Origin of the sequence: Paenibacillus sp. FSL L8-0502 (genome assembly GCF_038593055.1) — a bacterium.
Classification (GTDB): Bacteria; Bacillota; Bacilli; order Paenibacillales; family Paenibacillaceae; genus Paenibacillus; species Paenibacillus polymyxa_D.
In genome coordinates this window covers 910001-935491 of record NZ_CP151958.1, presented here as the reverse complement: position 1 = coordinate 935491, position 25491 = coordinate 910001, and the positions used below count along the sequence as shown (strand labels likewise).

Sequence of the window (25491 nt, the reverse complement as noted above, 5' to 3'; positions counted from 1 at the left end):
TGCTACAGCAATGCTTTTGCCGCAATATCCGTACGGTTTTGTTTACCTTCAAAGGTAATACGATCCGCCTGTTCGTAAGCTTTGTCACGTGCCTCGGCAATGTCACGCCCCAAGCCAACCACGCCTAGTACGCGTCCTCCGTTCGTTACCCACTCACCCTGTTCGTTGATGCCCGTTCCAGCATGGAATACAATAGCTTCGTCTACCTGTTCCAATCCGTGGATAGGTACGCCTTTGGCGTAAGCTGCAGGATAACCTCCGGATGCCAGCACCACGCACACCGCCGCTTCATCCTTCCACTCAATCTCCACCTGATCCAGCGTGCCATTTACAGCAGCGAGAAAAATATCGAGCAGATCGGATTTCAAACGAGGCAGAACCACTTGAGTTTCCGGATCCCCGAAACGTGCATTAAACTCAATGGTCTTCGGCTTGCCGTCCGGCGAAATCATCAATCCGGCAAATAATACACCTCGGAATGGACGCCCTTCAGCAACCATGGCCTTGGCCGTCGGCTTAATAATCGTCTCAATAGCTTCCTCAATAATGGAATTGGCTATGTGAGGCAATGGAGAATACGTACCCATGCCGCCTGTATTTGGCCCTTTGTCATTATCAAAAATAGGCTTGTGGTCTTGCGCCGCGGCCATCGGACGAACCGTTTCACCATCGACAAAGGAGAGAATCGACATTTCCTGACCAGCCAGAAACTCCTCAATCACGACTTGTGCCCCGGCTTCACCAAACACCTTGGTCACCATAATGTCAGAGAGAGCCTTTTCCGCTTCCTCCATCGAGTAAGCGACCGTTACCCCTTTGCCTGCCGCCAGTCCGTCTGCCTTAATGACGATCGGGATCGGTTGCTCCTTCAAGTATGCATGTGCTTCCTCGTAAGTATAAAACTTACGATAGGTTGCTGTCGGAATATGATATTTATGGAGCAAATCCTTCATGAAGATTTTGCTACCTTCAATTTCCGCTGCATTTTTACGCGGTCCGAATACGGGAATGCCTTTCGCTTCAAAAGCATCCACAATGCCATCTGCCAGCGGATCATCGGGGCCAACCACGACAAGTCCGACCTTTTTGGATTCCGCCAGTTCTGTCAGCGCGTCAAAGTCACTCACCGGAATCGGCACACACTCCGCTAACTGTCCGATACCAGCATTGCCTGGTGCGCAATAGATTTGTCCGGCCTTGGGGCTTTTCTTCAGCGACCACACAATTGCATGTTCGCGGCCGCCCCCTCCGATAACCAAAATATCCATTCAGGTGATTCCTCCCGCTCCCATTAAGATTGTTCAGGTGAAAATGCTGCTGCATCCTCAACTCATACAAGTTAGTGCTTGAAATGACGTACGCCTGTAAAGACCATGGCAATGCCGTATTCGTTAGCAACCTTGATGGACTCTTCGTCTTTGATGGAGCCGCCCGGCTGAATAACTGCTGTGATGCCTGCTTTAGCTGCCAACTCCAACGTATCGCCCATCGGGAAAAATGCATCGGATGCCAGTACGGCATCTTTTGCTTTGTCACCAGCCTGCTCGATAGCAATCTTGGCCGCACCGACACGGTTCATTTGTCCAGCGCCTACGCCAATGGTCATATTATCTGCCGCCAGTACGATGGCGTTGGATTTCACATGCTTAACCACTTTCCAGCTAAACAAAAGCTGTTTCAGTTCTTCCTCGGATGGTGCCCGCTCCGTTACAACTATAAGTGCATCCGAGTCTACAGCGTGAATGTCATTTTGCTGAACGACCATGCCGCCTTCAATGGAAGTCACGACGAAACGGCTCTCTGCCTGTTCAGACCGGGAAAGCTCACCCAGATCAAGCAAACGAATATTTTTCTTTTTCGTTAAAATCTCCAATGCTTCTTTCGTAAATCCCGGTGCCAGTACAATTTCCAAAAAGATCTCACTCAGCTTATTTGCTGTATCACCGTCAATAATCCGGTTAGCCGCTACGATGCCGCCAAAAATCGAGGTTGGATCAGCTGCATACGCCTTGCTGTACGCTTCATAAATACTGCCGCCAATTCCCACACCGCAAGGATTCATATGCTTAACTGCTACTACTGTAGGTTCGCTGAATTCTTTGACAATTTGCAAAGCTGCATTAGCATCATTGATGTTATTGTAAGACAGCTCTTTGCCGTGAAGTTGTTTCGCTGTTGTCAGTGTACCCTTTGCCGCCAATGGCTCACGGTAAAATGCCGCCTGCTGATGCGGATTTTCGCCATAACGCAAATCCTGGATTTTTTCATAGGTTACAGTGTAACGCTCAGGCAACGGCTCACCTGTCACATTCGACAAATAATCGGATATCAAAGCGTCGTATGACGCCGTATGGCGGAACACTTTTGCAGCCAAACGCTTACGGGTATTCAGCTCCGTATCGCCATCCTTACGAATTTCCTCCAACACTGTGCTATAGTCATCAGCATCAACCACCACACTGACAAAAGCATGATTTTTTGCCGCAGAACGAAGCATCGTCGGCCCGCCGATGTCGATATTTTCAATCGCGTCCTCATAAGTTACACCGGGTTTGGCAATCGTTTCCGCAAAAGGATACAGATTCACAACGACCAGATCAATATAACCCAATCCAAGCTCTTTCATCTGACGCTGATGCTCTTCATTATCCCGAACAGCCAGCAAGCCGCTGTGTACCGCAGGGTGGAGTGTTTTAACACGTCCATCCATAATTTCAGGAAAACCCGTTACCTCGGAAATGCCGATGACAGGAATGCCCTCCTTCGACAACAAGCTGCTCGTTCCCCCTGTCGAAACGATCTCCACACCCAATTTGGACAACTCGCGGCAAAATTCCACGATCCCTCGCTTATCCGATACGCTGACGAGCGCTCTTTTAATACTCACCCTGTCTCCTCCTTTAGCTCTTTCAGAATTTTGCAAAATTCTCTTTTATCATTTTATTTCCCGAGAAATATCGGAAAATGCCTGTACAGCATCCTTGATATAACAATGATATGACAAATTACAATCATTCTTAGAGAAGTGAAATCACTTTGCGACCATTTAATTGGATTTTGCCTTGGGCTAATTTGCCAACTACTTCTGGATATAGCTGACGTTCTACGGATTGAATGGCTGCGGATAAGGATTCCGCAGTATCATGGTCGCTAACCTCCACGACACGCTGGGCAATAATAGCTCCCGTATCCATGCCCCCGTCCACAAAATGAACGGTGACGCCACTTACCTTGACACCATAGGTCAATGCCTGTCCAACAGCATCTTTCCCTGGAAATGCCGGAAGTAGTGACGGATGAATATTAATGATTTTTCCTGCGTAGGCATCGACCATGACGCTGGATAGCAAACGCATGTAGCCAGCTAACACGATGAGATCAATTGATTTCTGCTCCAGTAAAGCCACCAGTTCACGCTCATAGTCTTCTCGAGAAGGATATTCCTTGGGTCGAAAGGTATGGCACGCAACTCCAGCTTTCTGTGCTCTAGCTACGGCAGGAGCCGCAGGCTTGTCACAGATGAGCAATTCTACCGAGGCATCGCCCAGTTCTCCTCGCGCAGCGGCATCCACCAATGACTGAAAATTCGTCCCTTCGCCTGATGCAAAAACAGCAATCCGGTACTCGTTCATTACACCTCGGCTCCCGTAAAGGTCACGATAGAACTGCCTTCCGTTACTTTTCCGATCACATAGGCAGCTTCGCCCTGTTCCTTCAGAACTTCCAGTGCAGTCTGTGCATGCTCTTCGCCTACAACGATTACCATGCCAATCCCCATATTAAAGGTTGTGAACATGTCTCTGTTGGAGATTGCACCTTTTTCCTGCATGAGCTGGAAGATTGGCAAAATCGGCCAAGTGCCGTATTCAATATCCACATTGACGTGATCCGGTAACACTCTTGGGATATTTTCAATAAAACCACCACCTGTGATATGCGCCATACCTTTTACTTTTACCTTGTCCAGCAATGCCAAAACGGATTTCACGTAAATTTTCGTCGGCTCCAGCAGTACATCGCCCAGTTTGCCGTTTAAGCCTTCGATTTCATCATGCAAATCATAGCCCTGCTGTTCCAATAACAGCTTGCGAACCAGTGAGAAGCCATTACTGTGAACTCCACTGGAGGCCAGCCCAATAACGGTATCTCCAGGGGCAACGGAGCTGCCGTTGATGATTTTACTTTTATCTACAATCCCTACCGTGAATCCGGCAATATCATATTCACCCTCGCTATACATCCCTGGCATTTCTGCGGTTTCACCGCCGACCAGCGCACAGCCCGATTGATGGCATCCCTCTGCGATTCCAGCGACTATAGCTTCAATTTTCTCGGGCACAACCTTGTCACAAGCGAGGTAATCCAGAAAAAAGAGTGGCTCCGCGCCCCCGACGACAATGTCGTTTACACACATCGCAACCGCGTCGATACCAATGGTGTCATGACGATCCATTGCGAAAGCAAGCTTCAGCTTCGTGCCGACACCATCGGTACCGGAAACGAGTACAGGCTCCTCGTACTTATCCTTATTCAGGCCGAACAACGCACCGAATCCGCCCAAGTCCGTCAGCACTTCGGGACGGAAGGTACGTTTAACGTGCTTTTTCATCCGTTCTACTGCTTCATTACCGGCAGCGATATCTACCCCTGCATTTTTGTATGCTTCGGACATTCATGAACACTCCTTCAAATGATTGACCCTCCTAAGTCCTCCCTAACAGAGAGGATTCCATGGGGCTGCTCCCCCTGGACCTCTCAAGAGTCGGTCAGATGCGTAGGGTTGGGTGCTGCTTGGTGTATGGTTCGTGCTGTGAGTCGCGTGCTTTCCTTTGTGAATTGCGGGGCATTCCCGCAATTCACAAGGACACGCTTTGGTGCGTTGCCGCCTTCACGGCGGCGGGGGCACGTCCCGGGCTGTTTGCTTCGCAAAGGCGGGGACGTGCCGGGCAAAGAAGTGAGCAGCGCCAACGGGCGGCTTACTTCTTTGCCCTTTGAGGCAGGCAGCTTTGCCTTGCCTGCTATTGAGCTTCGCTTCGCGGCTCAACCTTACAAGAGCAGGGTGACTTTTTACGAGTCACCGCTCCGCTAAAAACTCATGGCATGAAATAGTTATGCCATGAGTTTTTAACTGCCTTACCTATCCTCTTCTTGGTGGGAACCAAAGAGGTACAGGCACTGCTGCAATAATGCTGCATACCTGAGAAACGCAGCGGGTGGAAGGATTCTGGAGAAGCGAAAGCGTTCGCCTTTGCAGCTGGATTCCAACCCTGTAAGGGATTATTTCAATCCAGGAATCCAGCGGCAACAGCGATCGTAAGAACCTTCCACACGCGGAGTAGCCCCCTCAGAACCGCATTATATGGCGCTAGTACCTCTTTTGTTCCCTATACTAACAACTACATCCGAACTTCTCTTCGCCTTTGAAATCTACCTGAGTCGGGTAATCATTATCGAAACAAGCTAGGCACAAGCCGCCTTTGTAATCCTGTTCGTTATATCCACCTACAGCGGCAATCAAACCCTCGGCGCTCATAAAGTAAAGCGAATCGGCGTTAATTTCCTCACGAATTTCCTCGACGGTTTTAGATGAAGCAATCAGTTCCCGGCGATCCGGCGTGTCAATACCGTAGAAGCACGGGTTTTTGAAAGGCGGCGAGGTAATACGTACATGTACCTCCAACGCTCCCGCATCACGCAGCATATTCACGATTCGACGGGATGTAGTGCCCCGGACGATAGAATCGTCGATCATAATGACTCGTTTACCTTCAACAACGCGGCGTACAGCGCTCAGCTTCATTTTCACACCCTGCTCGCGCAGCTCCTGACTCGGCTGAATGAAGGTACGTCCAGTGTATTTATTTTTAATCATGCCCAGCTCATAAGGAATACCTGTCTGCTCTGCATAACCAATCGCAGCCGAAATACTGGAGTCCGGTACACCGGTAACCAAATCTGCATCAACAAAAGCTTCCAGCGCCATCTGGCTGCCCATTCTTTTGCGTGCAGCATGAAGATTAGAACCATTCAAGTCACTGTCAGGCCGGGCAAAATAAATATATTCCATCGCACATAGCGCTTTACGGTGCTTTTCTTCCGTGTAACGATCTTCATGCAGTCCATTTTTGTCCAACACCAACAGCTCACCCGGTTCGATATCGCGCAGCAACTCTGCTCCAATCGTTTCCAGGGCACAAGACTCGGATGCGAACAGATAAGCATCTCCCAGTCTGCCCATCGTGATTGGACGCAGACCATTGGGGTCGGAAGCCACGAGCAGCTTGTCGTTGGTCATAATAAGGAAAGCAAACCCGCCGACAATACGCTTCAATGCATCCTTAGCGGCCTCCACCAAATCCTTGGACGATCGTGCGATCAAATGTGCTACTACTTCTGTATCGCTGGTCGTTTGAAAAATAGACCCGCCCTGCTCCAGCTCATGCCGGATTTGCAAAGCATTCACGATATTCCCGTTGGTGGCTACTGCCAAATCGCCATCACGATACTTGAACACCAAAGGCTGTGCATTCGTCAGCTTACTGTCTCCACTTGTCGAGTAGCGCACATGTCCTATGGCAATATCGCCTGTCAGCGAAGCCATCAAATCTTTATTGAATACTTCTTTTACAAGACCCATACCACGATGATAATGGAACTCGTCACCACTGCTCACACAGATGCCTGCACTTTCCTCCCCACGATGCTGGAGCGCATGCAACCCGTAATATGCTAGGGAAGCGGCATCGGAGTGTCTATACACACCGAATACGCCGCATTCCTCTTTTAATTTATCAAACAGCCCCTCTTTACCAGAGCCTTCATTATAATAATCTCCAGTCCACAACGTCCGTGCTGTTATTTCATCAGACATGGAATGACATCCTCCCAGATTTGCTTCAAACTGGCGACTGCCTCGTTCAAAGCGGGTTGTCCGTTCACCTCAACTGTCAATTGTGATCCTTCAACTTTTCCTAATACGGTAACTGGCACTTCCAAACCACGTAGATGTGCTTCCAGCGCAGACGCTTTATCCGGCGATGCAGATAACAAAATACGGGACTGGCTTTCGCTAAACAAGGCATGGTCAGGACGCAAAGTCGTTTCTACGTTGACCTGTGCTCCCAATCCGCCGCTAATCCCGGATTCCGCAAGCGCTACAGCCAATCCGCCCTCTGCCAAATCATGCGCAGATTGTACCAATCCGCCCTGAATCGCTCCCAGTACCGCAGTCAGCAGCTTTTTCTCTACGTTCAAATCCAGCTCAGGAGGGCGTCCCTCGGATACACCGTGTACGACAGCTTGGAACTCGCTACCTCCCAGCTCGGCCTTCGTTTCCCCCACCAAGAAAATCACATCACCCTCGGCTTTGAAGCCTTGTGTCGTAATATGATCTGTATCATGTACCAGACCTACCATACCAACAACAGGCGTCGGATAGATGGAGCCTTTGGTATTTTCGTTGTACAAGCTGACATTACCCCCGATAACAGGTGTATCCAGTACACGGCAAGCTTCAGCCATACCATCTACGGCTTTTTCCATTTGCCAGAAAATATCCGGCTTTTCAGGGTTACCGAAGTTCAGGTTATCTGTAATCGCCAAAGGCTCGCCGCCAGAACATACAATGTTACGTGCTGCTTCGCTAACTGCAATCCGTCCGCCTACCTCTGGATCCAGGTATACATAACGTCCGTTACAATCTGTCGTCATGGCGAGCCCCTTACGAGTTCCACGCACGGTTACTACAGCTGCATCCGATCCCGGACGAACGGCTGTACTCGTGCGAACCATGTAGTCATACTGCTCGTATACCCATTTCTTACTAGCTACACTTGGTGAAGACAGCACCTTTTTCAGCGCACCGTTCAAATCTGTCACTTCTGCATAACGAAGTGTGTCAATAGCAGCATTTTGCTCATAATAAGCGGGGATTTCGGAAGGCTTGTCATAAATCGGGCATTCATCAACCAGTGCCGTCACTGGCATATCTCCGACCACTTCATTGTGATGGAACAAACGCAAACGACCGTCATCCGTCACTTTACCGACCTTGGCACAAATAACGCCCCAGCGCTCGAAAATTTCCAGTGCCTGTGCTTCATCCTTAGGCTCTACTACGAACAGCATCCGTTCTTGTGATTCGGACAGCATCATTTCATAAGGTGTCATACCCTCTTCACGCTGCGGTACCTGATCCAGATACAGCTCCAGGCCGTTGCCAGCCTTACTCGCCATCTCCGCGCTGGAGCAGGTGAGTCCTGCGGCACCCATATCCTGAATACCCAGCACAATACCACTGTCGATCAGTTCCAGACATGATTCCATAACCAGCTTCTCCATAAAAGGATCGCCTACTTGAACCGCAGTCCGGTTCGCTTCAGATTCTTCTGTCAGCTCAACCGATGCGAATGTCGCTCCGTGAATCCCATCACGACCTGTCGGTGGGCCCACATAGAACACCGGGTTACCGACCCCTTTAGCAACACCACGCTGGATTTTATCATGGTCAATCAGTCCGACACACATTGCATTAACGAGCGGGTTGCCTTCGTAGCTTTCATCAAATACAACCTCGCCACCTACAGTCGGAATACCGATACAGTTCCCGTAGCCCGCAATACCAGATACCACATGCTCGAACAAATATTTCACACGGTCGCTCTCCAGCTTGCCAAAACGCAGAGAGTTCAACACCGCAACGGGTCTTGCACCCATGGAGAAAATATCACGGATGATACCGCCTACCCCAGTCGCTGCTCCTTGAAAAGGCTCCACAGCCGACGGATGGTTATGGCTTTCGATTTTAAATACAACCGCTTGGTTATCACCGATATCTACAATGCCTGCGCCCTCGCCGGGTCCCATCAGCACTCGTGGACCGCTCGTTGGAAAACGACGCAATAACGGCTTGGAGTTTTTGTAAGCACAATGCTCTGACCACATGACACTGAATACACCAATCTCCGTATAATTCGGCTGACGTCCCATGAATTCACAGATCAACGCATATTCGCTATCCGACACACCCATCTGCTGGTACAGTTTATGCTCGGCAACCTGCTCTGCCGTTGGTTCCTTAGCGGACACTTGCTGCGCCATGTCGATCCCTCCATGCGTTCAAAATAGATGTAAACATACGTTTGCCGTCATCCGTTCCGAGCAATGCGTCCACCGCGCGTTCAGGGTGAGGCATCATGCCCAGCACGTTTCCTTGTTCATTACAAATCCCTGCGATATCCGTCATGGAACCGTTTGGATTATCTTTATACGTAAATACGATCTGGTTATTCGCCTGCAAGCGAGCCAGCGTCTCATCATCACAGTAATAGTTGCCTTCGCCGTGTGCGATCGGAATGACGATCTTTTCACCAGCAGCGTAATCTTTAGTAAAAGGTGTTTGGTTATTCGCAACCTGCAACACCGTATCCCGGCATAGGAATTTCATCGACAGATTACGGCGTAAAGCCCCTGGCAACAGACCGGCTTCGGTCAGAATTTGAAAACCGTTGCAAATACCCAAAATATATTTGCCCTCGGCAGCCGCTTTCGCAACTTCCTTCATCACTGGAGCAAACCGGGAAATCGCGCCGCAACGCAGGTAATCCCCGTAGGAGAAGCCTCCTGGAACAAGAATACAATCATAAGGCGACAGATCCGTCGCAGTATGCCAAACATAATCGACAGGTTCACCGACCGTGTCCTCTACCGCCTTATAGCAGTCAATATCACAGTTGGAGCCCGGAAAAACCAGAACTGCAAATTTCATGGAATCAGCCCTCCAGTTCGTAGCGGTAGTCTTCAATGACCGTGTTGGCCAACAGCTTTTCACACATCTCAATGATGCGCTTTTCAGCACTCTCGCGGTCTGTTGTATCCAGATTCAATTCCATATACTTACCAATTCTGACGCTGTCCACTTCTCCGAAACCCATAGAATGCAGTGCGCCTTGCACCGCAACCCCCTGCGGGTCCAAAACGCTTTGCTTAATCGTGACATAGACTGTTGCTTTCATCATGTTCCTTCAGTTCCTCCTCCGAATGAGTGAATCCTATTGGTTGAATTATGATTACTATTTACTGTGCCGTCAGACGCCGCCAAATATCCGTATATCTTGCAGTTGTTTCTTCTACGACCTCAGCAGGCAATGGATCGGGCTCGCTATTCTTGTCCCAACCAGATGATGCCAAATAGCTTCGTACCGGCTCCTTGTCCATGCTGTCAATCTCAACATCCAGCTCATACTTTTCCTGGGCCCAAAAACGGGATGAATCTGGCGTGAAAATCTCGTCAATCAGAATCACCTTACCGTTAACAAGACCAAACTCAAACTTGCAATCGGCTAAAATAATCCCCCGCTTCTCGCAGAAAGCACGTGCAAATTCGTACAACGCCAAGCTCTTTTCCTCAAGCTCACCTGTTAGTTCCACCCCGACCAGTTCTTTCATTTGATGAAGTGAAATGTCCTCGTCGTGTCCAACATCATTTTTTGCAGCTGGTGTAAATAAAGGCTTGGGAAAGCGCTCATTTTTACGTAGCCCCTCTGGCAATGGAATGCCGTTCACCTCACCGTTCTGCTCATACTGACGCCAGCCGCCTCCGGTAATATATCCGCGCACCACACACTCAATGTCGATGCGTTCAGCCTTCAGCGTGACCATGATCCGGTCCTTCAGCAACTCTTTATTCTGTTCGTCGATCACATGCCCGAGCTTGTTCACATCAGTGTGCACGACATGGTTTTCCAACAAGTCTTTCGTCTGCTCAAACCAGAAAGCGCTGAGCTTATTCAGCACATTTCCCTTTTCGGGCACGGGTGGCTCTAACACATAATCAAAAGCCGAAATTCGGTCCGTCACGACAATCAGAAAATGCTCTCCGAGATCATACAGTTCACGCACCTTGCCTTTGTACAAGAGCGGCGCATGGATCAGACCTTCGGCAGTAGACAATGACATTTCATTACACCTCTTTCATAGAAGTTGCCCCTCCTAAATCAACCTTTGCCCCTCCTAAATCCTCCCCTCAGGGAGAACTCCCAGGGCTGCTGCCCTCGGGACTCCCGCAAGGTTGGCTGGTGAGCCGGGTGAGGGCGTTTATTATGTGACTCGAGTGGTATGAGCGCGTTTCGCCGGATGAAGGCTTGTTGGCACAAGCTTTCATCCAGCAACGCTTTTACGTCGGTACAAAATAGCGTTTTTACGCGTATGCCGCCGCAATACCATTCGGCCCGTGGCCGTAGCACGGCATGCCGTGCAGCGAGCATTCTGGCTTCGCCTGTTGTGCGCATGTGTTACGCTGCGCACGGATACGGTGGCTCAAGGCTTCACTTCTTGAGCCTGCGCGTTCTCGGGAGGGCAGCGGGCTGTTTGCTGCGCAAATTCGGCAGCCCTCCCGAGAACGTTGCCTGCGATAGAAAGCAGTGGAACGCGCTTTTCCATCGCCTTTGGGGAGGTGCGGCATCTTATGTGCCGCACCTTCCCAAGTTCTGCTCCCACACGAAGGTTGGTGCTGGAAGCAGCGGAGCGGACGGAATCGTTCTGGAGAAGCATTAGCGCTTGCCTTTGCCTCTGGATTCCAACCTTTGCAGGTTTTCCAATTCAGGAATCCAGGGGCAACAGCAATCGGAAGAATGATCCGTTCGCAGAGCGGCCTCACCACGCAGCAACCTTCCCTCCTACTCCCCTAATCCCAGCTTTTTGAAGATCGTATCCACGTTCTTCAGATGCCAGGCTGGGTTAAAAGCATCCTCGATTTCGTCTGCGCTGAGCACGGCAGTAATTTCCGGGGTCGCCTCGACGATATCGCGGAACTGGCGTTGCTCTTCCCACGCCTGCATAGCACGCGGCTGCACGGTATCGTAGGCTTTTTCACGACTAAAGCCTTTATCGATCAGCTTCGTCATAATACGACCGGAGAACGGTACGCCGTACGTACGCGCCATATTGCGCTTCATATTTTCAGGGAAGACCGTCAGATTTTTCACGATATTGCCAAAGCGGTTCAGCATGTAGTTCAACAGCATCGTGGCATCCGGCAGAATAATGCGTTCTACGGAAGAATGCGAAATGTCGCGTTCATGCCATAGGGTTACGTTCTCATACGCCGATACCATATGCCCGCGAATCACACGTGCCAGACCGGAGATGTTTTCACTTCCGATCGGATTGCGTTTATGCGGCATCGCGGAAGATCCTTTTTGACCCTTGGCAAAGGCTTCCTCCACCTCACGGAATTCACTCTTTTGCAGAGCACGGACTTCTGTAGCAAATTTGTCCAACGATGTGGCGATCAACGCTAACGTTGCCATGTATTCGGCATGACGGTCGCGCTGTAGCGTCTGTGTAGAAATCGGTGCAGGCTTGGTACCCAGCTTGCGGCATACAAATTCTTCTACAGCCGGGTCAATGTTGGCGTATGTCCCAACTGCACCGGACATTTTACCGTATTGTACTTGGTCAGCGGCAAAACGAAAGCGTTCCAGATTGCGCTTCATTTCCTCGTACCACAATCCCATCTTCAGTCCGAATGTGGTCGGCTCGGCATGCACTCCATGTGTACGTCCCATCATTGGTGTATGCTTGTAAGCCAATGCCTTTTCCTTCAAAATTTCAATAAAATTCAAGATATCGCGTTCCAGGATTTCATTCGCCTGCTTTAACAGGTAGCCCAGTGCCGTATCAACTACGTCTGTAGAGGTTAGACCGTAATGTACCCATTTGCGCTCATCTCCAAGACTTTCAGACACCGTGCGAGTAAAAGCAATAACATCATGTCTTGTCTCCTGCTCAATTTCATATATCCGTTCAATATCAAAACTTGCATTCTTACGTAGAGCCACAGTATCCTCTTTTGGAATAACCCCTAATTCCGCCCAAGCTTCACAGGCACACAGCTCTACTTCCAGCCACGCTTTAAATTTATTTTCTTCCGTCCAAATCGCTCTCATTTCCGGTCTGCTATAGCGTTCGATCATGACTATTTATCCCCCCAAATATTGGTTTGTTCAATCCATTCCAGTGCTTGTTCCGCATCCTGGCACAGTAGATTAATATGTCCCATCTTTCGGCCTGGCTTGGCTTCACTTTTTCCATACAAATGCAGCTTGGGTACAACATCCAACCTTTCAGCTTCAACATCCGATTGCACAAACCGCCGAACCACATCCTCCAAATGCTCACCTAGCACATTGACCATCACGACGGAAGTCAGCAGCTTCGTGCTGCCCAAGGGTAAACCGCAAATCGCACGTATGTGCTGCTCGAATTGCGACGTGGCGCATGCCTCCATCGTGTAATGACCGGAGTTATGCGGTCGTGGTGCCAACTCATTAACGTACAATTGTCCGTCTTCGGTGACAAACATCTCCACAGCGAGCAGTCCCACCGCACCCAGCGACTCTGCCACAGCCAGCGCTAACTTTCGCGCTTCCTCCTGAACAGGTTCTGGCACGCGCGCAGGTACAATCGACGTGTGCAAAATGTTGTTCACGTGAATGTTTTCCGCAGGTGGAAAGGCTTTAGCTTCACCGTTCGTGCTGCGAGCTACAATCACCGAGATTTCGCAGCGAAAACGAATGAACTGTTCCAATACCAGTTCCGCACCGTCTCCTGCCAATTGTTCGTAGGCAGCTAAGGCTTCCTCCGGTTGGCGAATGACCACTTGTCCCTTGCCATCATAACCACCGACTGCTGTCTTGAGCACACACGGTACACCCAGTTCAGCTACCGCTTGGGCCATATCCGCAGGACTACTAATTTCACGATACGGAGCGACAGGGACACCAGCAGCTTCAATAGAACGCTTTTCACGAAGACGATGCTGTGTTGTGTACAAAAGACTGCTGCCTTGCGGCACGCTGGATTCCTGTTCCAAAAGTGCAGCCACATCTGCGTCCACATTTTCAAACTCATACGTGATCACATCGCACCGACCAGCCAACTCTCTGGCCGCAAGCTCATCATCATAGGCAGCACGGATTTGTTCTGACACCTGTCCACACGGGCTATCAGGTGCAGGGTCCAGCGTCACAAAACGATATCCTAGGTTTGTCCCTGCTAGCACAAGCATTCTGCCCAGCTGTCCGCCTCCTAGAAGTCCAATCGTTGTACCTGGAGGACGGATGCGACCTGCAGATTCACATGCCTCATTCATAGTGAGTCACTGCCTTCCAGCACCTCATCACGGATACGGTCGCGTCTTGCCACAACCCGCTGACTTATCTTTTCGTCAAAAGCGCCTAATATTTGTGCGGCCAGCAGCCCTGCATTCGTAGCGCCTGCCTTACCGATTGCCACAGTGGCAACCGGAATACCACCCGGCATCTGCACAATGGAGAGCAAGGAGTCTAGACCATTCAGAGCCTTCGACTGGACAGGCACACCAATGACTGGCAAGGATGTCTTCGCAGCCACCATCCCTGGCAAATGCGCTGCCCCACCCGCTCCAGCAATAATGACCTTTAATCCACGCCCGGCGGCCTCTTCTGCAAAACGAAACATTAAATCCGGTGTACGATGGGCTGAAACTACCTTTTTCTCATATCCGATTTCAAGCTCGTCCAGCACAGCACATGCATGCTGCATGGTGTCCCAGTCTGATGTGCTGCCCATAATGACAGCGACCTGCACTGACATGTCCTTCACTCCCTGTTTATCAATAAGCGCCAAAAATCCGGCACTCGAAAATAACGTTATTTTCAAGACACCGGACTACGAAAAAACAAACGACAGAGCCTCTTAAAGGCAAGCCAAAAGCAAGCCTCTTCCACCGCATCCAATGCGGCTTCAGCCGTATGTCTCCCGTAGTCCGGAAATTTAAGGTTTCCAGGTAGAAACTTCCGGGCCATATCCCCGGCATTATACGAGTTAGCATTGTGCCTATTCCATACCCGACGATATTCTTTACAAGTATGATCGCGGTCTGTTTCGGCTCAAACATGTGTACCTTATTAAATTGTACCTAAAGTTCATTTTTTATCGACAATACACTTCCTAGTTTAACAATTCCCTACACCTTATGTCAACTTGAAAACGAACATTACAATAATCATGCAATAGAATGTTCGTGTTTAACAAAATCAACACCCTTATATACCCACAGGTCAGGACTATTGTATTACGTTTAGCTATCTATTACCTATCCTGATAACAGCGAGCGTACCGCATTCCACTGACAAAAATAAAAGTCGGCACTCCCTATACAGGCAGTAAACCGACTTTTACTTTCTTATTCAGTTATTTTACGACCAGCACAGGAATACGCGCATGCTGCACCACATTGTGGCTTACGCTACCCAATACAAATTCACGGATACCACCTAAACCGCGGCTACCGATCACAATCACATCGAAGCCATTCTCATTGGCATAATCCAAAATGACTTCGGCTGGTGAACCTTGAATGAGCTCCACCTTGGCATCTACACCTTGCTCAGCAAGCCGCTTTTTAACTTCTTCGGTAGTTTGTTCGGCCAAATCGTAATATTCTTTATTTATCGAAGCCGGAATTGGCGCCAAACCTTCGCCCATAAAAATCCGTGGAAAATCAAATGCGGTTACCACCTCAAGCTGCGAGGACGATGATGTCTTGACTAATTCGGCTGCCTTCAGCAAAGCCTTGTTGGATGCATCCGAACCGTCATAAGCAAGCAATACTTTTGAAAATAGCATAATACGCACCTCTTCCTCATTCGGTTTGTTGATTCAAAGCCTGAAATATGTACTCCTGTTGTTGTTCATTCCATGACATCACTGGATGGCTGGAATAGTCTTCTCACTCATCATTAAACTTCCCTATGAGAAGCTAAACTCCTCGCCTTACCTTAAAAAATAACCATACAACAATGCGTTCATGAATAGCAACGCCGGAATACCTAATCTGAAACTCATATGCCGTGTTTTATGGCGTTTACGGTACATGGCTATTAGCACGCCTAAGGCTCCCCCGATCAGGGCCAGGAAAAACAACGTCCGTTCAGGTACACGATCACGATGTTTACGTGCTCTCTTTTTATCTTCCGACATTACCAGATAGCCTACTGCATTGATAAACAGCAGCCATACCAACAAGCCTGTCTGCAATGTCTCTCCCCCTTTTGCACACCGTACCAAGTTCAGGTATTAGGCCTTATATATCGTTCTCCCCTCATTATAACCCCACCCCTTTTACAGAAACAACGCCTCCCTTGACTTGGATAGCGTTTTTGCGGAAATAGTAAGGTGGCATAAGGGCGATCCCCGAGTGCATCTATTTCGTCTTAAAGGAGGAACTGCAATGGAAAGCACCCATGAATACGTTGAAAAGCTGCGAGAAAATGCTAAAAAGGCAGAACGCAACCGTAAACAAGGAAAAGGAACTCCCAGCGCCAGCCTGCCGACAAAACAGCATAGCAAAAACCCCTGATCATGGGATCTGTATTCAGCTGTAGAACCATGTTATTAACGTAAAATATCAACTTTACCTTGTCATTCTCATTGAATGAAGTTAAAGGTAAACTCAGTTGTTCACCTTTCAACAAAAACAACAAGCAGACTCCTTATGAGATTTCTGCTTGTTGTTTTGTTTTTGCAAACATTTTTTATTCAGCCGTGGTCTTTACCTTAAACAACCGACTGTTCATCTTACTACATACACCTACCACACGTAATAAAGCGATTACATTTATAATAAATAAGTTCTAAAGTCATATTTCCTAACATAACTGTTGACTAAAAACAATTTTACACCCTATAATTCGTGATATTAACGTAATTCGACAAAATATTTGTCAGTTAATCTATCATTAATATTAGGTTTAAGATTGGAGAGGAGCTTTATATGACTAACATGAAAAAAATGACGATGATTCCCCTGTTGGCTAGCTTTATTCTCGGAAGTACCTTATGGAGTGGTGGATTTACCGCCAACGCTGCGACAGCAGCTACAACCAGTACAACTGCCCCTACTTCTACTACTACAACGTCGGACAAATCCGGAAATCCTCAAACCAATCATTTACCCAATATTAAAATACTTGCCACAGGAGGGACCATTGCAGGATCATCTGCCGTCAACACGGATACAACCGGCTACAAAGCAGGCGCGTTGGGTGTGGAAACCTTGATCAATGCCGTTCCTGAGATGAAAAGTATTGCAAATGTCAGTGGTGAGCAAGTTGTTAATGTAGGTAGCCCCGACGTTAATAATGAGATCCTCTTAAAACTTGCCAAACGCACCAATGAACTGCTTGCCAAAGACGATGTAGATGGCATTGTCATTACACATGGTACAGATACATTAGAAGAAACAGCTTATTTCCTCAATCTTGTTATCAAAAGCGATAAGCCTGTGGTTGTCGTTGGCTCTATGCGTCCAGCTACTGCGATCAGTGCCGATGGTCCCTTCAACCTCTATAATGCAGTGAAAGTCGCCGGGGCTTCGGCCTCTAAAGGTCAGGGTGTACTCGTCCTGTTGAACGACCGTATCGGTGCAGCAAGATACATTACCAAAACAAACACAACAGCAGTCGATACGTTCAAGTCTGTAGAGCAGGGATACCTTGGAGCTGTTGTGGGTGATCAAGTGTACTACTACAACAAATCCACACACAAGCATACGACTTCTTCTGTATTCGACATCTCTAACCTGACTCAACTGCCACAAGTAGATATTTTATACGAATATCAAAACAATGGTCGCTATCTGTATGATGCAGCCGTAGCAGCTGGTGCCAAGGGTATTGTCGTAGCTGGTTCCGGTAATGGTTCCTTGTCCAAGACCTCCTCAGAAGGCGCAGAGGCCGCAGGTAAAAAAGGAATAATCATTGCCCGCTCCAGCCGAGTGGGAAGTGGAGTAGTGTCCCCGTCAACAAAAGACGCGGCATCGAACTTTGTATCAACCGATTCACTCAATCCGCAAAAAGCACGGATTTTGCTCATGCTTGCTTTGACCCAAACACACGATGTTAACCAAATTCAATCCTTCTTTAATGAATACTAAGAGCATTTATCCCAAATTAAATAAATACTACATCCTTATTATGAAAAAGAAGCAGCGATTACGGTTGATCACCGTAACTGCTGCTTTTTTTTGCAAGACAAGTCTAGCATTAATAACTACTTCATCTAATATCCAATCGTCTTGGTTCTATACAGTAATCCATCGTCCCTCCCACGCAGCATCAAGACTGCTGTTTGGGAATCCCATTCAAGCTTGGAGGATATTTCGCTTGCTTCTCTGGATGAGCAGCAATTTCCTCCTCCAGTATGCTTGATTTATTTTGCTGATTATTGATTTTAAGCGGTTTATGTTTGGGCATAAATACTCACCTCCTCGGATTACCATGCCAAGGAGTGATCGTTTTTATACCGACATGCACCTACTGATTATGTTGACTGCAGCGCTTATGGTCATCTGTCATTTGCCCTGCTTTTGTTCCATCGCAGCTTTTAGCAAATCACCCAAACTGGAGCCAAAAGATTCCTGCTTTTCAAATTGTCTTACTAGCTTTTGCTGTTCCCGTTTGTTTACCCGTTGCTTGTCCTTATCCAACGTCTCGGTAATGCCGCAGGGCAGGCATCTTACATACAATCCTGCTTTGCCCTCTTTCATTTCCATTTTCTTATGACACTGCGGGCAACGTCGATTGGACAAACGTTTTTCCCCTGAACGACGGTAACCGCAATCCGCACTTGGACATACAAGGAACTTGCCTTTCTTACCCTTCTTCTCCAATAGCTTTGTACCACAATCTGGACAATGACTATTCGTCACATTATGAGGCTTGTACTCCGCACTGCTATTTTTCACAGTGGAAACCAGTTCTTTCGCCATAGCACGAATAGAATTCAAAAACGGTTCCGGTTGTCCTTGACCACGAGCAATCCGTTCCAGCTCCGCTTCCCAACGTGCCGTCAGCTCAGGCGTTCGAAGCTGTGGAGCTGCCAGTTCAATCAGTTGCTTACCTTTCCCGGTTGGATGCATCACGTTCCCCTGACGCTCAATCGTATCCGAGCTGACAAGCTTTTCAATCAGATCGGCACGAGTAGCAGGAGTACCCAGTCCATGCTTTTCCATCTGAGCGAGCAGGGCTGCTTCCGTATACCGCTTCGGCGGCATCGTTCGCCCAGCTCGTACAAGACAACGCTGTAACCGGACGGAATCTCCTTTTTGCAGCTCAGGTAAAATAACGCCCCGTCCATTGTTTTCCCCATCCTCTGCTTCTTCATCATCCATATCATAATGGTTCGCGTCATATACAGCACGCCATCCGCTATCTTTTACCGTTGTGCCTTTTACCTGAAACGTCTCCTGCTCCACCGTAACTGATACGGCTACAGCATCATAACGTGCAGGTGGATAGAATAGACTGATAAACCGTCGTGCAATCAGATCATACAGCTTACGTTCCTCTGGGCTCAACTGATTAAGCAATAATGTCTGCTCAGTAGGAATAATCGCATGATGATCCGTGACTTTACTGTCATCCACAATTCGCTTTGTGATTGGTAGGTTGTTACGCAATAACGGACGTGCCAAGGAAGCATATGGACCTACTGCTACACTGCTGAGCCTTTCCTTAAGTGTGTCCACCATATCGGATGTCAGATAACAGCTGTCCGTACGTGGATAGGTCACCAGCTTATGCTGCTCATACAGACGCTGAAGCAGATTAGACGTCTGTTTAGCCGAAAAGCCATAGCGCTGATTAGCATCTCTTTGTAGTTCCGTTAAATCATACGCTAGCGGGTGAGGCTCGTTCTTTTCGCTCTTTTTAACACTGGCAACTGTGCCTTTGGCCCCCTCAAGTCTACGGCGCAAAGCCTCTGCTTGAGTGCGGTCAAACATGCGTGAATCCCCGCTTTCTGCCCGCCAAGTTGCCTGAAAATCGCCGAAGTCCGCCGTCAAAGTATCATATTCCTGAGAACGGAATTCGGTAATTTCTTTCTCACGCTCCATAATCATCCCCAGCGTTGGTGTTTGGACTCTTCCCGCCGAAAGTTGGGCGTTATAACGACAAGTCAACGCGCGAGTTACATTGAGACCAATCATCCAGTCTGCTTCAGCTCTACAGCGAGCCGATTCATATAAACGATCAAACTGCTGACCAGGCAATAGCTTTGCGAAACCTGCTTTAATCGCCTTGTCCGTCTGCGAAGAGATCCATAAGCGCCGGAAGGGCTTTTTCCAGTTTGCCATTTGGATGATCCAGCGTGCCAACAATTCTCCTTCGCGAGCAGCATCTGTTGCCACGATAAGCTCTCCAATGTCCTGCCGCTTCATGAGTTGCTGCACAGCTTTGAACTGATGATTACTTTCGCGCAGCACCTTTAACTTTGAACTCTTCGGAAGAATAGGCAGGTCCTCCAAATTCCAGGTCGCATACTTAGAATCGTAATCCTCCGGCTCTGCTAAGCCGACCAAATGTCCCAGTGCCCACGTCACCACGTACTGGGGTCCTTCTATATAACTTTTATGCTTCTCGCGGCTACCCATCACACGTGCAATCTCTCTGGCCACGGACGGTTTTTCTGCCAATACCAATACCTTCATGTTACGCTCCTTTCTCTCATAGTGTTAATTATACCATCCTGCCATCTTACGATAAATTCTAATACCAACGGCTCTTATTAACATGATCGTACATACTATTGCTATTACTTCTACATGGGTTAAGATAACTTACAAATCAGGCACACTCCATTTTAATAGCAGACCCGCATAGGTGAGGCCTCCGCCAAATCCATATAACAACACATGTTGTCCATACCGTAAACGTCCATCATCCAAACCACACTGCAAAGCCAACGGGATGGATGCCGCCGATGTATTACCATACAATTCTACGCTTGTCAGCGTTTTTTCCAAAGGTACTGTACTTCTTTCACATATGGACTCGATCATTCTCAAATTAGCGCTATGAGGTACAAACCAGTCAAGATCCTCCTTCTTCATATTTGCCTTATCCAATAATCGTTCGATTCCAGTTGGAACAGAGCGAACAGCCCATTTATAAACCTCACGTCCATTCTGCGCAATAAATCCATGGTCTTGCAGCTTCTCTCCATTTAAATGATCAGATAGTCCCACACGGTAAAGATGTGCTCCCCCATGCCCATAAGTACCTATATCTGAAGTTAAAAATGATCCTTCATCCTCGTCATATTCAACAAGCGCAACCCCTGCACCATCTCCAAAAAGTATACACGTCGTCCGATCCGTATAATCTGTAATTTTGGACAACGTTTCGGCTCCCACTACCAGCACCTTACGATGCAGACCACCCGTAATAAGGCCATTTGCCAAATGAAGTCCATAGGAAAAACCTGCACATGCTGCACTAATATCCATTGACCCTGTATTCGGAATATCAAAATGAGCCTGAATACGTGAAGCCGTGCTCGGAAAGTAGTAATCAGGTGTACTCGTCGCTACAATGATCATCTCAACATCGTTTATATTTACGTCATACAGGTTAATCATACGTGTAATAGCTTGTATGCATAAATCAGATACATATTGATCTTCAGCCGCAATGCGTCTTTCACGCATGCCCGTTCTTTGTACTATCCACTCGTCACTAGTATCCACAAGCTTCTCCAAGTCAGCGTTCGTCAAAATCCGTTCAGGTACATAAGTGCCAAAGGCCGTAAGCTTAGCTTTTGAATTCAACAATCTGATCACTCTCCTTTGTAATCCTTATTCACATTATAACACCAGATACTAATACCTGGTACTAAATTATTTTAAAACCGTCTTCTTATTACTAGTTAATATCCACTTATCCAGTTAAACTTATAACAAGCTCAATTTAAATAAAATCCCACTGCCTTTTAACGCAAAAAAAGACCATGATCTTATGAAGATCATAGTCTCTTTTGCTTGTTGCTTGGCGACGTCCTACTCTCCCAGGACCCTGCGGTCCAAGTACCATCGGCGCTGGAGGGCTTAACGGTCGTGTTCGGGATGGGTACGTGTGGAACCCCTCCGCTATCGCCACCAAACATGAATTTGCTACGCAAATTCTATCGTACGGTTATTCGCTTCACGACATATCGTGTGAACGAATAGCCATGCATTTGTTGTATGTCACTTGTACATACCTTCAAGGTTACACCCTGAAAACTGGATCCGAAACTTATTTGCGTTTTATTCTTTAGGATAAGCCCTCGACCGATTAGTATTGGTCAGCTCCATGCATTACTGCACTTCCACCCCCAACCTATCTACCTCGTCGTCTTCAAGGGGTCTTACATACTGGGAAATCTCATCTTGAGGGGGGCTTCACGCTTAGATGCTTTCAGCGCTTATCCCTTCCGTACATAGCTACCCAGCGGTGCTCCTGGCGGAACAACTGGTACACCAGCGGTACGTCCATCCCGGTCCTCTCGTACTAAGGACAGCTCCTCTCAAATTTCCTACGCCCACGACAGATAGGGACCGAACTGTCTCACGACGTTCTGAACCCAGCTCGCGTACCGCTTTAATGGGCGAACAGCCCAACCCTTGGGACCTACTTCAGCCCCAGGATGCGATGAGCCGACATCGAGGTGCCAAACCTCCCCGTCGATGTGGACTCTTGGGGGAGATAAGCCTGTTATCCCCAGGGTAGCTTTTATCCGTTGAGCGATGGCCCTTCCATGCGGTACCACCGGATCACTAAGCCCGACTTTCGTCCCTGCTCGACTTGTAGGTCTCGCAGTCAAGCTCCCTTCTGCCTTTGCACTCTTCGAATGATTTCCAACCATTCTGAGGGAACCTTGGGGCGCCTCCGTTACTCTTTAGGAGGCGACCGCCCCAGTCAAACTGCCCACCTGACACTGTCCTCGCACCGGTTCACGGTACCAAGTTAGAACCTAGATACGATCAGGGTGGTATCCCAAGGATGCCTCCCTTCAAGCTGGCGCTCAAAGTTCGACGGCTCCCACCTATCCTGTACAGATCGTACCCAAATTCAATATCAAGCTGCAGTAAAGCTCCATGGGGTCTTTCCGTCTTGTCGCGGGTAACCTGCATCTTCACAGGTATTAAAATTTCACCGGATCTCTCGTTGAGACAGCGCCCAAGTCGTTACGCCATTCGTGCGGGTCAGAATTTACCTGACAAGGAATTTCGCTACCTTAGGACCGTTATAGTTACGGCCGCCGTTTACTGGGGCTTCGGTTCATAGCTTCGCCCCGAAGGGCTTACCACTCCCCTTAACCTTCCAGCACCGGGCAGGCGTCAGCCCGTATACTTCGCCTTGCGGCTTCGCACAGACCTGTGTTTTTGCTAAACAGTCGCTTGGGCCTTTTCACTGCGGCCCCCTCGGGCTATTCACCCTACCGAGGCACCCCTTCTCCCGAAGTTACGGGGTCATTTTGCCGAGTTCCTTAACGAGAGTTCTTCCGCGCGCCTTAGAATTCTCTTCTCGCCTACCTGTGTCGGTTTGCGGTACGGGCACCTTCTCCTGGCTAGAGGCTTTTCTTGGCAGTCTGAGATCATGACCTTCGCTACTATAATTTTCGCTCCCCATCACAGCCCAGCCTTAATGATATGCGGATTTGCCTACACACCAGCCTCACTGCTTAGACGGACATCCATCAGTCCGCGTCACTACCCTACTGCGTCACCCCATTGCTCATAACGGATTACGGTGGTACAGGAATTTCGACCTGTTGTCCTTCGACTACGCCTATCGGCCTCGCCTTAGGTCCCGACTTACCCTGAGCGGACGAACCTTCCTCAGGAACCCTTAGGCTTTCGGCGGATCTGATTCTCACAGATCTTTTCGTTACTCATACCGGCATTCTCACTTGAATGCAGTCCAGCGCTCCTTACGGTACACCTTCAACCCGCATTCAACGCTCCCCTACCCCTGATGCAAAGCATCAAGCCATAGCTTCGGTGGTGTGTTTAGCCCCGTTACATTTTCGGCGCAGAGTCACTCGACCAGTGAGCTATTACGCACTCTTTCAATGGTGGCTGCTTCTAAGCCAACATCCTGGTTGTCTGTGCAACTCCACATCCTTTCCCACTTAACACACACTTGGGGACCTTAGCTGATGGTCTGGGCTGTTTCCCTTTCGACAATGGATCTTAGCACTCACTGTCTGACTCCCGGAACTAAATCTATGGCATTCGGAGTTTGACTGAGCTTGGTAACCCTTGCGGGCCCCGCACCCAATCAGTGCTCTACCTCCACGATTCTTCTTTCCGAGGCTAGCCCTAAAGCTATTTCGGGGAGAACCAGCTATCTCCGGGTTCGATTGGAATTTCTCCGCTACCCCCACCTCATCCCCGCATTTTTCAACATGCGTGGGTTCGGGCCTCCAGTGCGTGTTACCGCACCTTCACCCTGGACAGGGGTAGATCACCCGGTTTCGGGTCTACGTCCACGTACTCATTCGCCCTATTCAGACTCGCTTTCGCTGCGGCTTCAGCTCTTCACCTTAACCTTGCACGGGAACGTAACTCGCCGGTTCATTCTACAAAAGGCACGCCATCACCCCTAGATCGGGCTCTGACTTCTTGTAAGCACACGGTTTCAGGATCTATTTCACTCCCCTTCCGGGGTGCTTTTCACCTTTCCCTCACGGTACTGCTTCACTATCGGTCGCCAGGGAGTATTTAGCCTTGGCAGATGGTCCTGCCGGATTCATACGGGGTTTCACGTGCCCCGCACTACTCGGGATCCGTCTCGGAGGGAACAAGTTTTGAATTACAGGGCTTTTACCTTCTCTGGCGGGTCTTTCCAGACCTCTTCATCTAACCGGTTCCTTTGTAACTCCATGTGAGACGTCCCACAACCCCAAGGAGCAAGCTCCTTGGTTTGGGCTAATCCGCGTTCGCTCGCCGCTACTGACGGAATCACTATTGTTTTCTCTTCCTCAGGGTACTTAGATGTTTCAGTTCCCCTGGTCTGCCTCTATTCTGCCTATGTATTCAGCAGAAAGTGACTGTCGATGAAGACAGCCGGGTTTCCCCATTCGGACATCCCCGGATCAAAGCTTGCTTACAGCTCCCCGAGGCCTTATCGTTGTTCGCCACGTCCTTCGTCGGCTCCTGGCGCCTAGGCATCCTCCGTGTGCTCTTTGTAGCTTAACCTAGACTTTTCTTTGATAAAAGAAAATGTCGATGTTCGATAAAGAATGATTTTTGCCAAAGGCAAAAGATCTTTCCTTACCTGCTACCTTTATTTCACTTGTTTACACAAGATCAGCTTAAAGGAATATTCTAAAACGCAATTTCGTTTCGGTATCCAGTTTTCAAGGTGCAATTCGCTTCATCGAAGCGAAACCCGATGAATATTTCGGTTCCACACGGATGTGTGAATGAAGTATTCGTCGAAGCTTGAGAGTTTGAACTCTCAAAACTGAGCAACGAGTGAGTAAGTTCAGGATATTCATTTCATTCACACGAATGTGATGAACCGAATTGAATATCCGGTCGCAGGTACGTTATACCTGCTAATTTGAATGTTTCCATCGCAGGAAACGATTCTCCATAGAAAGGAGGTGATCCAGCCGCACCTT

21 protein-coding genes, 3 rRNA genes and 1 riboswitch (1 of these 25 running past the window's edge) are annotated in these 25491 nt (G+C 48.6%); of the genes, 3 read left to right on the top strand and 21 right to left on the bottom strand.

Annotation, left to right across the window (positions count from 1 at the left end; genetic code table 11):
• Positions 1 to 2: 2 nt before the first annotated feature.
• The 4 genes from purD to purM form a co-directional block, all read right to left on the bottom strand.
• Positions 3 to 1268, bottom strand: coding sequence for a phosphoribosylamine--glycine ligase (purD, locus tag NSQ57_RS04150; protein WP_029516029.1), 1266 nt, complete (start codon positions 1266 to 1268; stop codon positions 3 to 5).
• Positions 1269 to 1339: 71 nt separating this feature from the next.
• Positions 1340 to 2887 (bottom strand): bifunctional phosphoribosylaminoimidazolecarboxamide formyltransferase/IMP cyclohydrolase, encoded by a 1548-nt coding sequence (purH, locus tag NSQ57_RS04145; RefSeq protein ID WP_342425657.1) that lies wholly within the window; start codon positions 2885 to 2887, stop codon positions 1340 to 1342.
• Between the two features lie 130 nt (positions 2888 to 3017).
• Positions 3018 to 3632: a phosphoribosylglycinamide formyltransferase gene (gene purN, locus NSQ57_RS04140; protein ID WP_209950367.1), complete on the bottom strand. Its 615-nt coding sequence runs from the start codon at positions 3630 to 3632 to the stop codon at positions 3018 to 3020.
• Positions 3632 to 4672 carry a phosphoribosylformylglycinamidine cyclo-ligase gene (purM, locus tag NSQ57_RS04135; RefSeq protein ID WP_209950368.1) on the bottom strand — a complete coding sequence of 347 codons (1041 nt, stop codon included), beginning with the start codon at positions 4670 to 4672 and terminating at the stop codon, positions 3632 to 3634. Before purM ends, purN begins: the two co-directional genes overlap by 1 nt.
• A gap of 126 nt (positions 4673 to 4798) precedes the next feature.
• Here purM and NSQ57_RS04130 point away from each other — a divergent pair, with 126 nt between their 5' ends.
• The gene (locus tag NSQ57_RS04130; protein ID WP_341038756.1) at positions 4799 to 5089 is read left to right on the top strand and encodes a hypothetical protein; all 291 of its coding nucleotides are present in this window, start codon (positions 4799 to 4801) and stop codon (positions 5087 to 5089) included.
• Positions 5090 to 5389: 300 nt separating this feature from the next.
• On the opposite strand, the gene purF is transcribed toward NSQ57_RS04130, so the two are convergent.
• From purF to NSQ57_RS04075, 11 genes are all read right to left on the bottom strand, one after another.
• A complete protein-coding gene (gene purF, locus NSQ57_RS04125) occupies positions 5390 to 6871 on the bottom strand; it encodes an amidophosphoribosyltransferase (RefSeq protein ID WP_029516033.1) in 1482 nt (493 codons plus the stop codon).
• Positions 6856 to 9099 (bottom strand): phosphoribosylformylglycinamidine synthase subunit PurL, encoded by a 2244-nt coding sequence (gene purL / locus NSQ57_RS04120; RefSeq protein WP_039272360.1) that lies wholly within the window; start codon positions 9097 to 9099, stop codon positions 6856 to 6858. The genes purF and purL overlap by 16 nt, the downstream gene beginning before the upstream one ends.
• On the bottom strand, positions 9077 to 9766 hold the full coding sequence (gene purQ / locus NSQ57_RS04115; RefSeq protein ID WP_029516035.1) for a phosphoribosylformylglycinamidine synthase subunit PurQ: 690 nt from the start codon (positions 9764 to 9766) through the stop codon (positions 9077 to 9079). The genes purL and purQ overlap by 23 nt, the downstream gene beginning before the upstream one ends.
• 4 nt (positions 9767 to 9770) lie before the next feature.
• Positions 9771 to 10016, bottom strand: a complete 246-nt coding sequence (gene purS, locus NSQ57_RS04110; RefSeq protein WP_013308797.1) for a phosphoribosylformylglycinamidine synthase subunit PurS — start codon at positions 10014 to 10016, stop codon at positions 9771 to 9773.
• Between the two features lie 58 nt (positions 10017 to 10074).
• Positions 10075 to 10956 carry a phosphoribosylaminoimidazolesuccinocarboxamide synthase gene (locus NSQ57_RS04105; protein ID WP_029516036.1) on the bottom strand — a complete coding sequence of 294 codons (882 nt, stop codon included), beginning with the start codon at positions 10954 to 10956 and terminating at the stop codon, positions 10075 to 10077.
• A 241-nt stretch (positions 10957 to 11197) separates the two neighbouring features.
• Positions 11198 to 11659 (bottom strand): hypothetical protein, encoded by a 462-nt coding sequence (locus tag NSQ57_RS04100; RefSeq protein WP_318628461.1) that lies wholly within the window; start codon positions 11657 to 11659, stop codon positions 11198 to 11200.
• Between the two features lie 16 nt (positions 11660 to 11675).
• On the bottom strand, positions 11676 to 12974 hold the full coding sequence (gene purB, locus NSQ57_RS04095) for an adenylosuccinate lyase (protein WP_029516038.1): 1299 nt from the start codon (positions 12972 to 12974) through the stop codon (positions 11676 to 11678).
• A gap of 2 nt (positions 12975 to 12976) precedes the next feature.
• Positions 12977 to 14152: a 5-(carboxyamino)imidazole ribonucleotide synthase gene (purK, locus tag NSQ57_RS04090; protein ID WP_165150836.1), complete on the bottom strand. Its 1176-nt coding sequence runs from the start codon at positions 14150 to 14152 to the stop codon at positions 12977 to 12979.
• Positions 14149 to 14634 carry a 5-(carboxyamino)imidazole ribonucleotide mutase gene (gene purE / locus NSQ57_RS04085; RefSeq protein WP_014279837.1) on the bottom strand — a complete coding sequence of 162 codons (486 nt, stop codon included), beginning with the start codon at positions 14632 to 14634 and terminating at the stop codon, positions 14149 to 14151. Before purE ends, purK begins: the two co-directional genes overlap by 4 nt.
• Before the next feature lie 148 nt (positions 14635 to 14782).
• Positions 14783 to 14884: riboswitch (purine riboswitch) on the bottom strand.
• A gap of 350 nt (positions 14885 to 15234) precedes the next feature.
• Positions 15235 to 15669 (bottom strand): universal stress protein, encoded by a 435-nt coding sequence (locus NSQ57_RS04080; protein ID WP_029516040.1) that lies wholly within the window; start codon positions 15667 to 15669, stop codon positions 15235 to 15237.
• Positions 15670 to 15816: 147 nt separating this feature from the next.
• Positions 15817 to 16080 (bottom strand): DUF1294 domain-containing protein, encoded by a 264-nt coding sequence (locus NSQ57_RS04075; protein WP_025719814.1) that lies wholly within the window; start codon positions 16078 to 16080, stop codon positions 15817 to 15819.
• Positions 16081 to 16273: 193 nt separating this feature from the next.
• Here NSQ57_RS04075 and NSQ57_RS04070 point away from each other — a divergent pair, with 193 nt between their 5' ends.
• Entirely contained in the window at positions 16274 to 16402 is a 129-nt protein-coding gene (locus tag NSQ57_RS04070; protein WP_013369463.1) for a DUF4023 family protein, read from the top strand.
• 414 nt (positions 16403 to 16816) lie between these two features.
• Positions 16817 to 17977 (top strand): type II asparaginase, encoded by a 1161-nt coding sequence (locus tag NSQ57_RS04065; RefSeq protein WP_342425656.1) that lies wholly within the window; start codon positions 16817 to 16819, stop codon positions 17975 to 17977.
• Between the two features lie 181 nt (positions 17978 to 18158).
• On the opposite strand, the gene NSQ57_RS04060 is transcribed toward NSQ57_RS04065, so the two are convergent.
• The 6 genes from NSQ57_RS04060 to NSQ57_RS04035 form a co-directional block, all read right to left on the bottom strand.
• The gene (locus tag NSQ57_RS04060) at positions 18159 to 18296 is read right to left on the bottom strand and encodes a hypothetical protein (RefSeq protein ID WP_016819760.1); all 138 of its coding nucleotides are present in this window, start codon (positions 18294 to 18296) and stop codon (positions 18159 to 18161) included.
• Positions 18297 to 18394: 98 nt separating this feature from the next.
• Entirely contained in the window at positions 18395 to 20530 is a 2136-nt protein-coding gene (locus tag NSQ57_RS04055; RefSeq protein ID WP_341038748.1) for a DNA topoisomerase III, read from the bottom strand.
• 129 nt (positions 20531 to 20659) lie between these two features.
• Positions 20660 to 21652, bottom strand: coding sequence for a ketoacyl-ACP synthase III (locus NSQ57_RS04050; protein WP_340931329.1), 993 nt, complete (start codon positions 21650 to 21652; stop codon positions 20660 to 20662).
• Between the two features lie 212 nt (positions 21653 to 21864).
• Positions 21865 to 21981: ribosomal RNA gene (gene rrf / locus NSQ57_RS04045) — 5S ribosomal RNA — on the bottom strand.
• A 153-nt stretch (positions 21982 to 22134) separates the two neighbouring features.
• Positions 22135 to 25063 (bottom strand): 23S ribosomal RNA (locus NSQ57_RS04040).
• 403 nt (positions 25064 to 25466) lie between these two features.
• Positions 25467 to 25491: ribosomal RNA gene (locus NSQ57_RS04035) — 16S ribosomal RNA — on the bottom strand (it continues 1531 nt past the right edge of the window).
• Together the 16S, 23S and 5S rRNA genes form the textbook arrangement of a ribosomal RNA operon.

Coding starts and splice junctions, on each gene's coding strand:
- purL (WP_039272360.1), bottom strand. CDS start 9,099: ATGGCGCAGCAAGTGTCCGCTAAGGAACCAACGGCAGAGCAGGTTGCC.
- NSQ57_RS04065 (WP_342425656.1), top strand. CDS start 16,817: ATGACTAACATGAAAAAAATGACGATGATTCCCCTGTTGGCTAGCTTT.
- purQ (WP_029516035.1), bottom strand. CDS start 9,766: ATGAAATTTGCAGTTCTGGTTTTTCCGGGCTCCAACTGTGATATTGAC.
- NSQ57_RS04080 (WP_029516040.1), bottom strand. CDS start 15,669: ATGCTATTTTCAAAAGTATTGCTTGCTTATGACGGTTCGGATGCATCC.
- purM (WP_209950368.1), bottom strand. CDS start 4,672: ATGTCCGAAGCATACAAAAATGCAGGGGTAGATATCGCTGCCGGTAAT.
- purF (WP_029516033.1), bottom strand. CDS start 6,871: ATGTCTGATGAAATAACAGCACGGACGTTGTGGACTGGAGATTATTAT.
- purB (WP_029516038.1), bottom strand. CDS start 12,974: ATGATCGAACGCTATAGCAGACCGGAAATGAGAGCGATTTGGACGGAA.
- NSQ57_RS04070 (WP_013369463.1), top strand. CDS start 16,274: ATGGAAAGCACCCATGAATACGTTGAAAAGCTGCGAGAAAATGCTAAA.
- NSQ57_RS04105 (WP_029516036.1), bottom strand. CDS start 10,956: ATGTCATTGTCTACTGCCGAAGGTCTGATCCATGCGCCGCTCTTGTAC.
- purD (WP_029516029.1), bottom strand. CDS start 1,268: ATGGATATTTTGGTTATCGGAGGGGGCGGCCGCGAACATGCAATTGTG.
- purK (WP_165150836.1), bottom strand. CDS start 14,152: ATGAATGAGGCATGTGAATCTGCAGGTCGCATCCGTCCTCCAGGTACA.
- purS (WP_013308797.1), bottom strand. CDS start 10,016: ATGATGAAAGCAACAGTCTATGTCACGATTAAGCAAAGCGTTTTGGAC.
- purE (WP_014279837.1), bottom strand. CDS start 14,634: ATGTCAGTGCAGGTCGCTGTCATTATGGGCAGCACATCAGACTGGGAC.
- purN (WP_209950367.1), bottom strand. CDS start 3,632: ATGAACGAGTACCGGATTGCTGTTTTTGCATCAGGCGAAGGGACGAAT.
- NSQ57_RS04055 (WP_341038748.1), bottom strand. CDS start 20,530: ATGAAGGTATTGGTATTGGCAGAAAAACCGTCCGTGGCCAGAGAGATT.
- NSQ57_RS04060 (WP_016819760.1), bottom strand. CDS start 18,296: ATGCCCAAACATAAACCGCTTAAAATCAATAATCAGCAAAATAAATCA.
- NSQ57_RS04130 (WP_341038756.1), top strand. CDS start 4,799: ATGGTTCGTGCTGTGAGTCGCGTGCTTTCCTTTGTGAATTGCGGGGCA.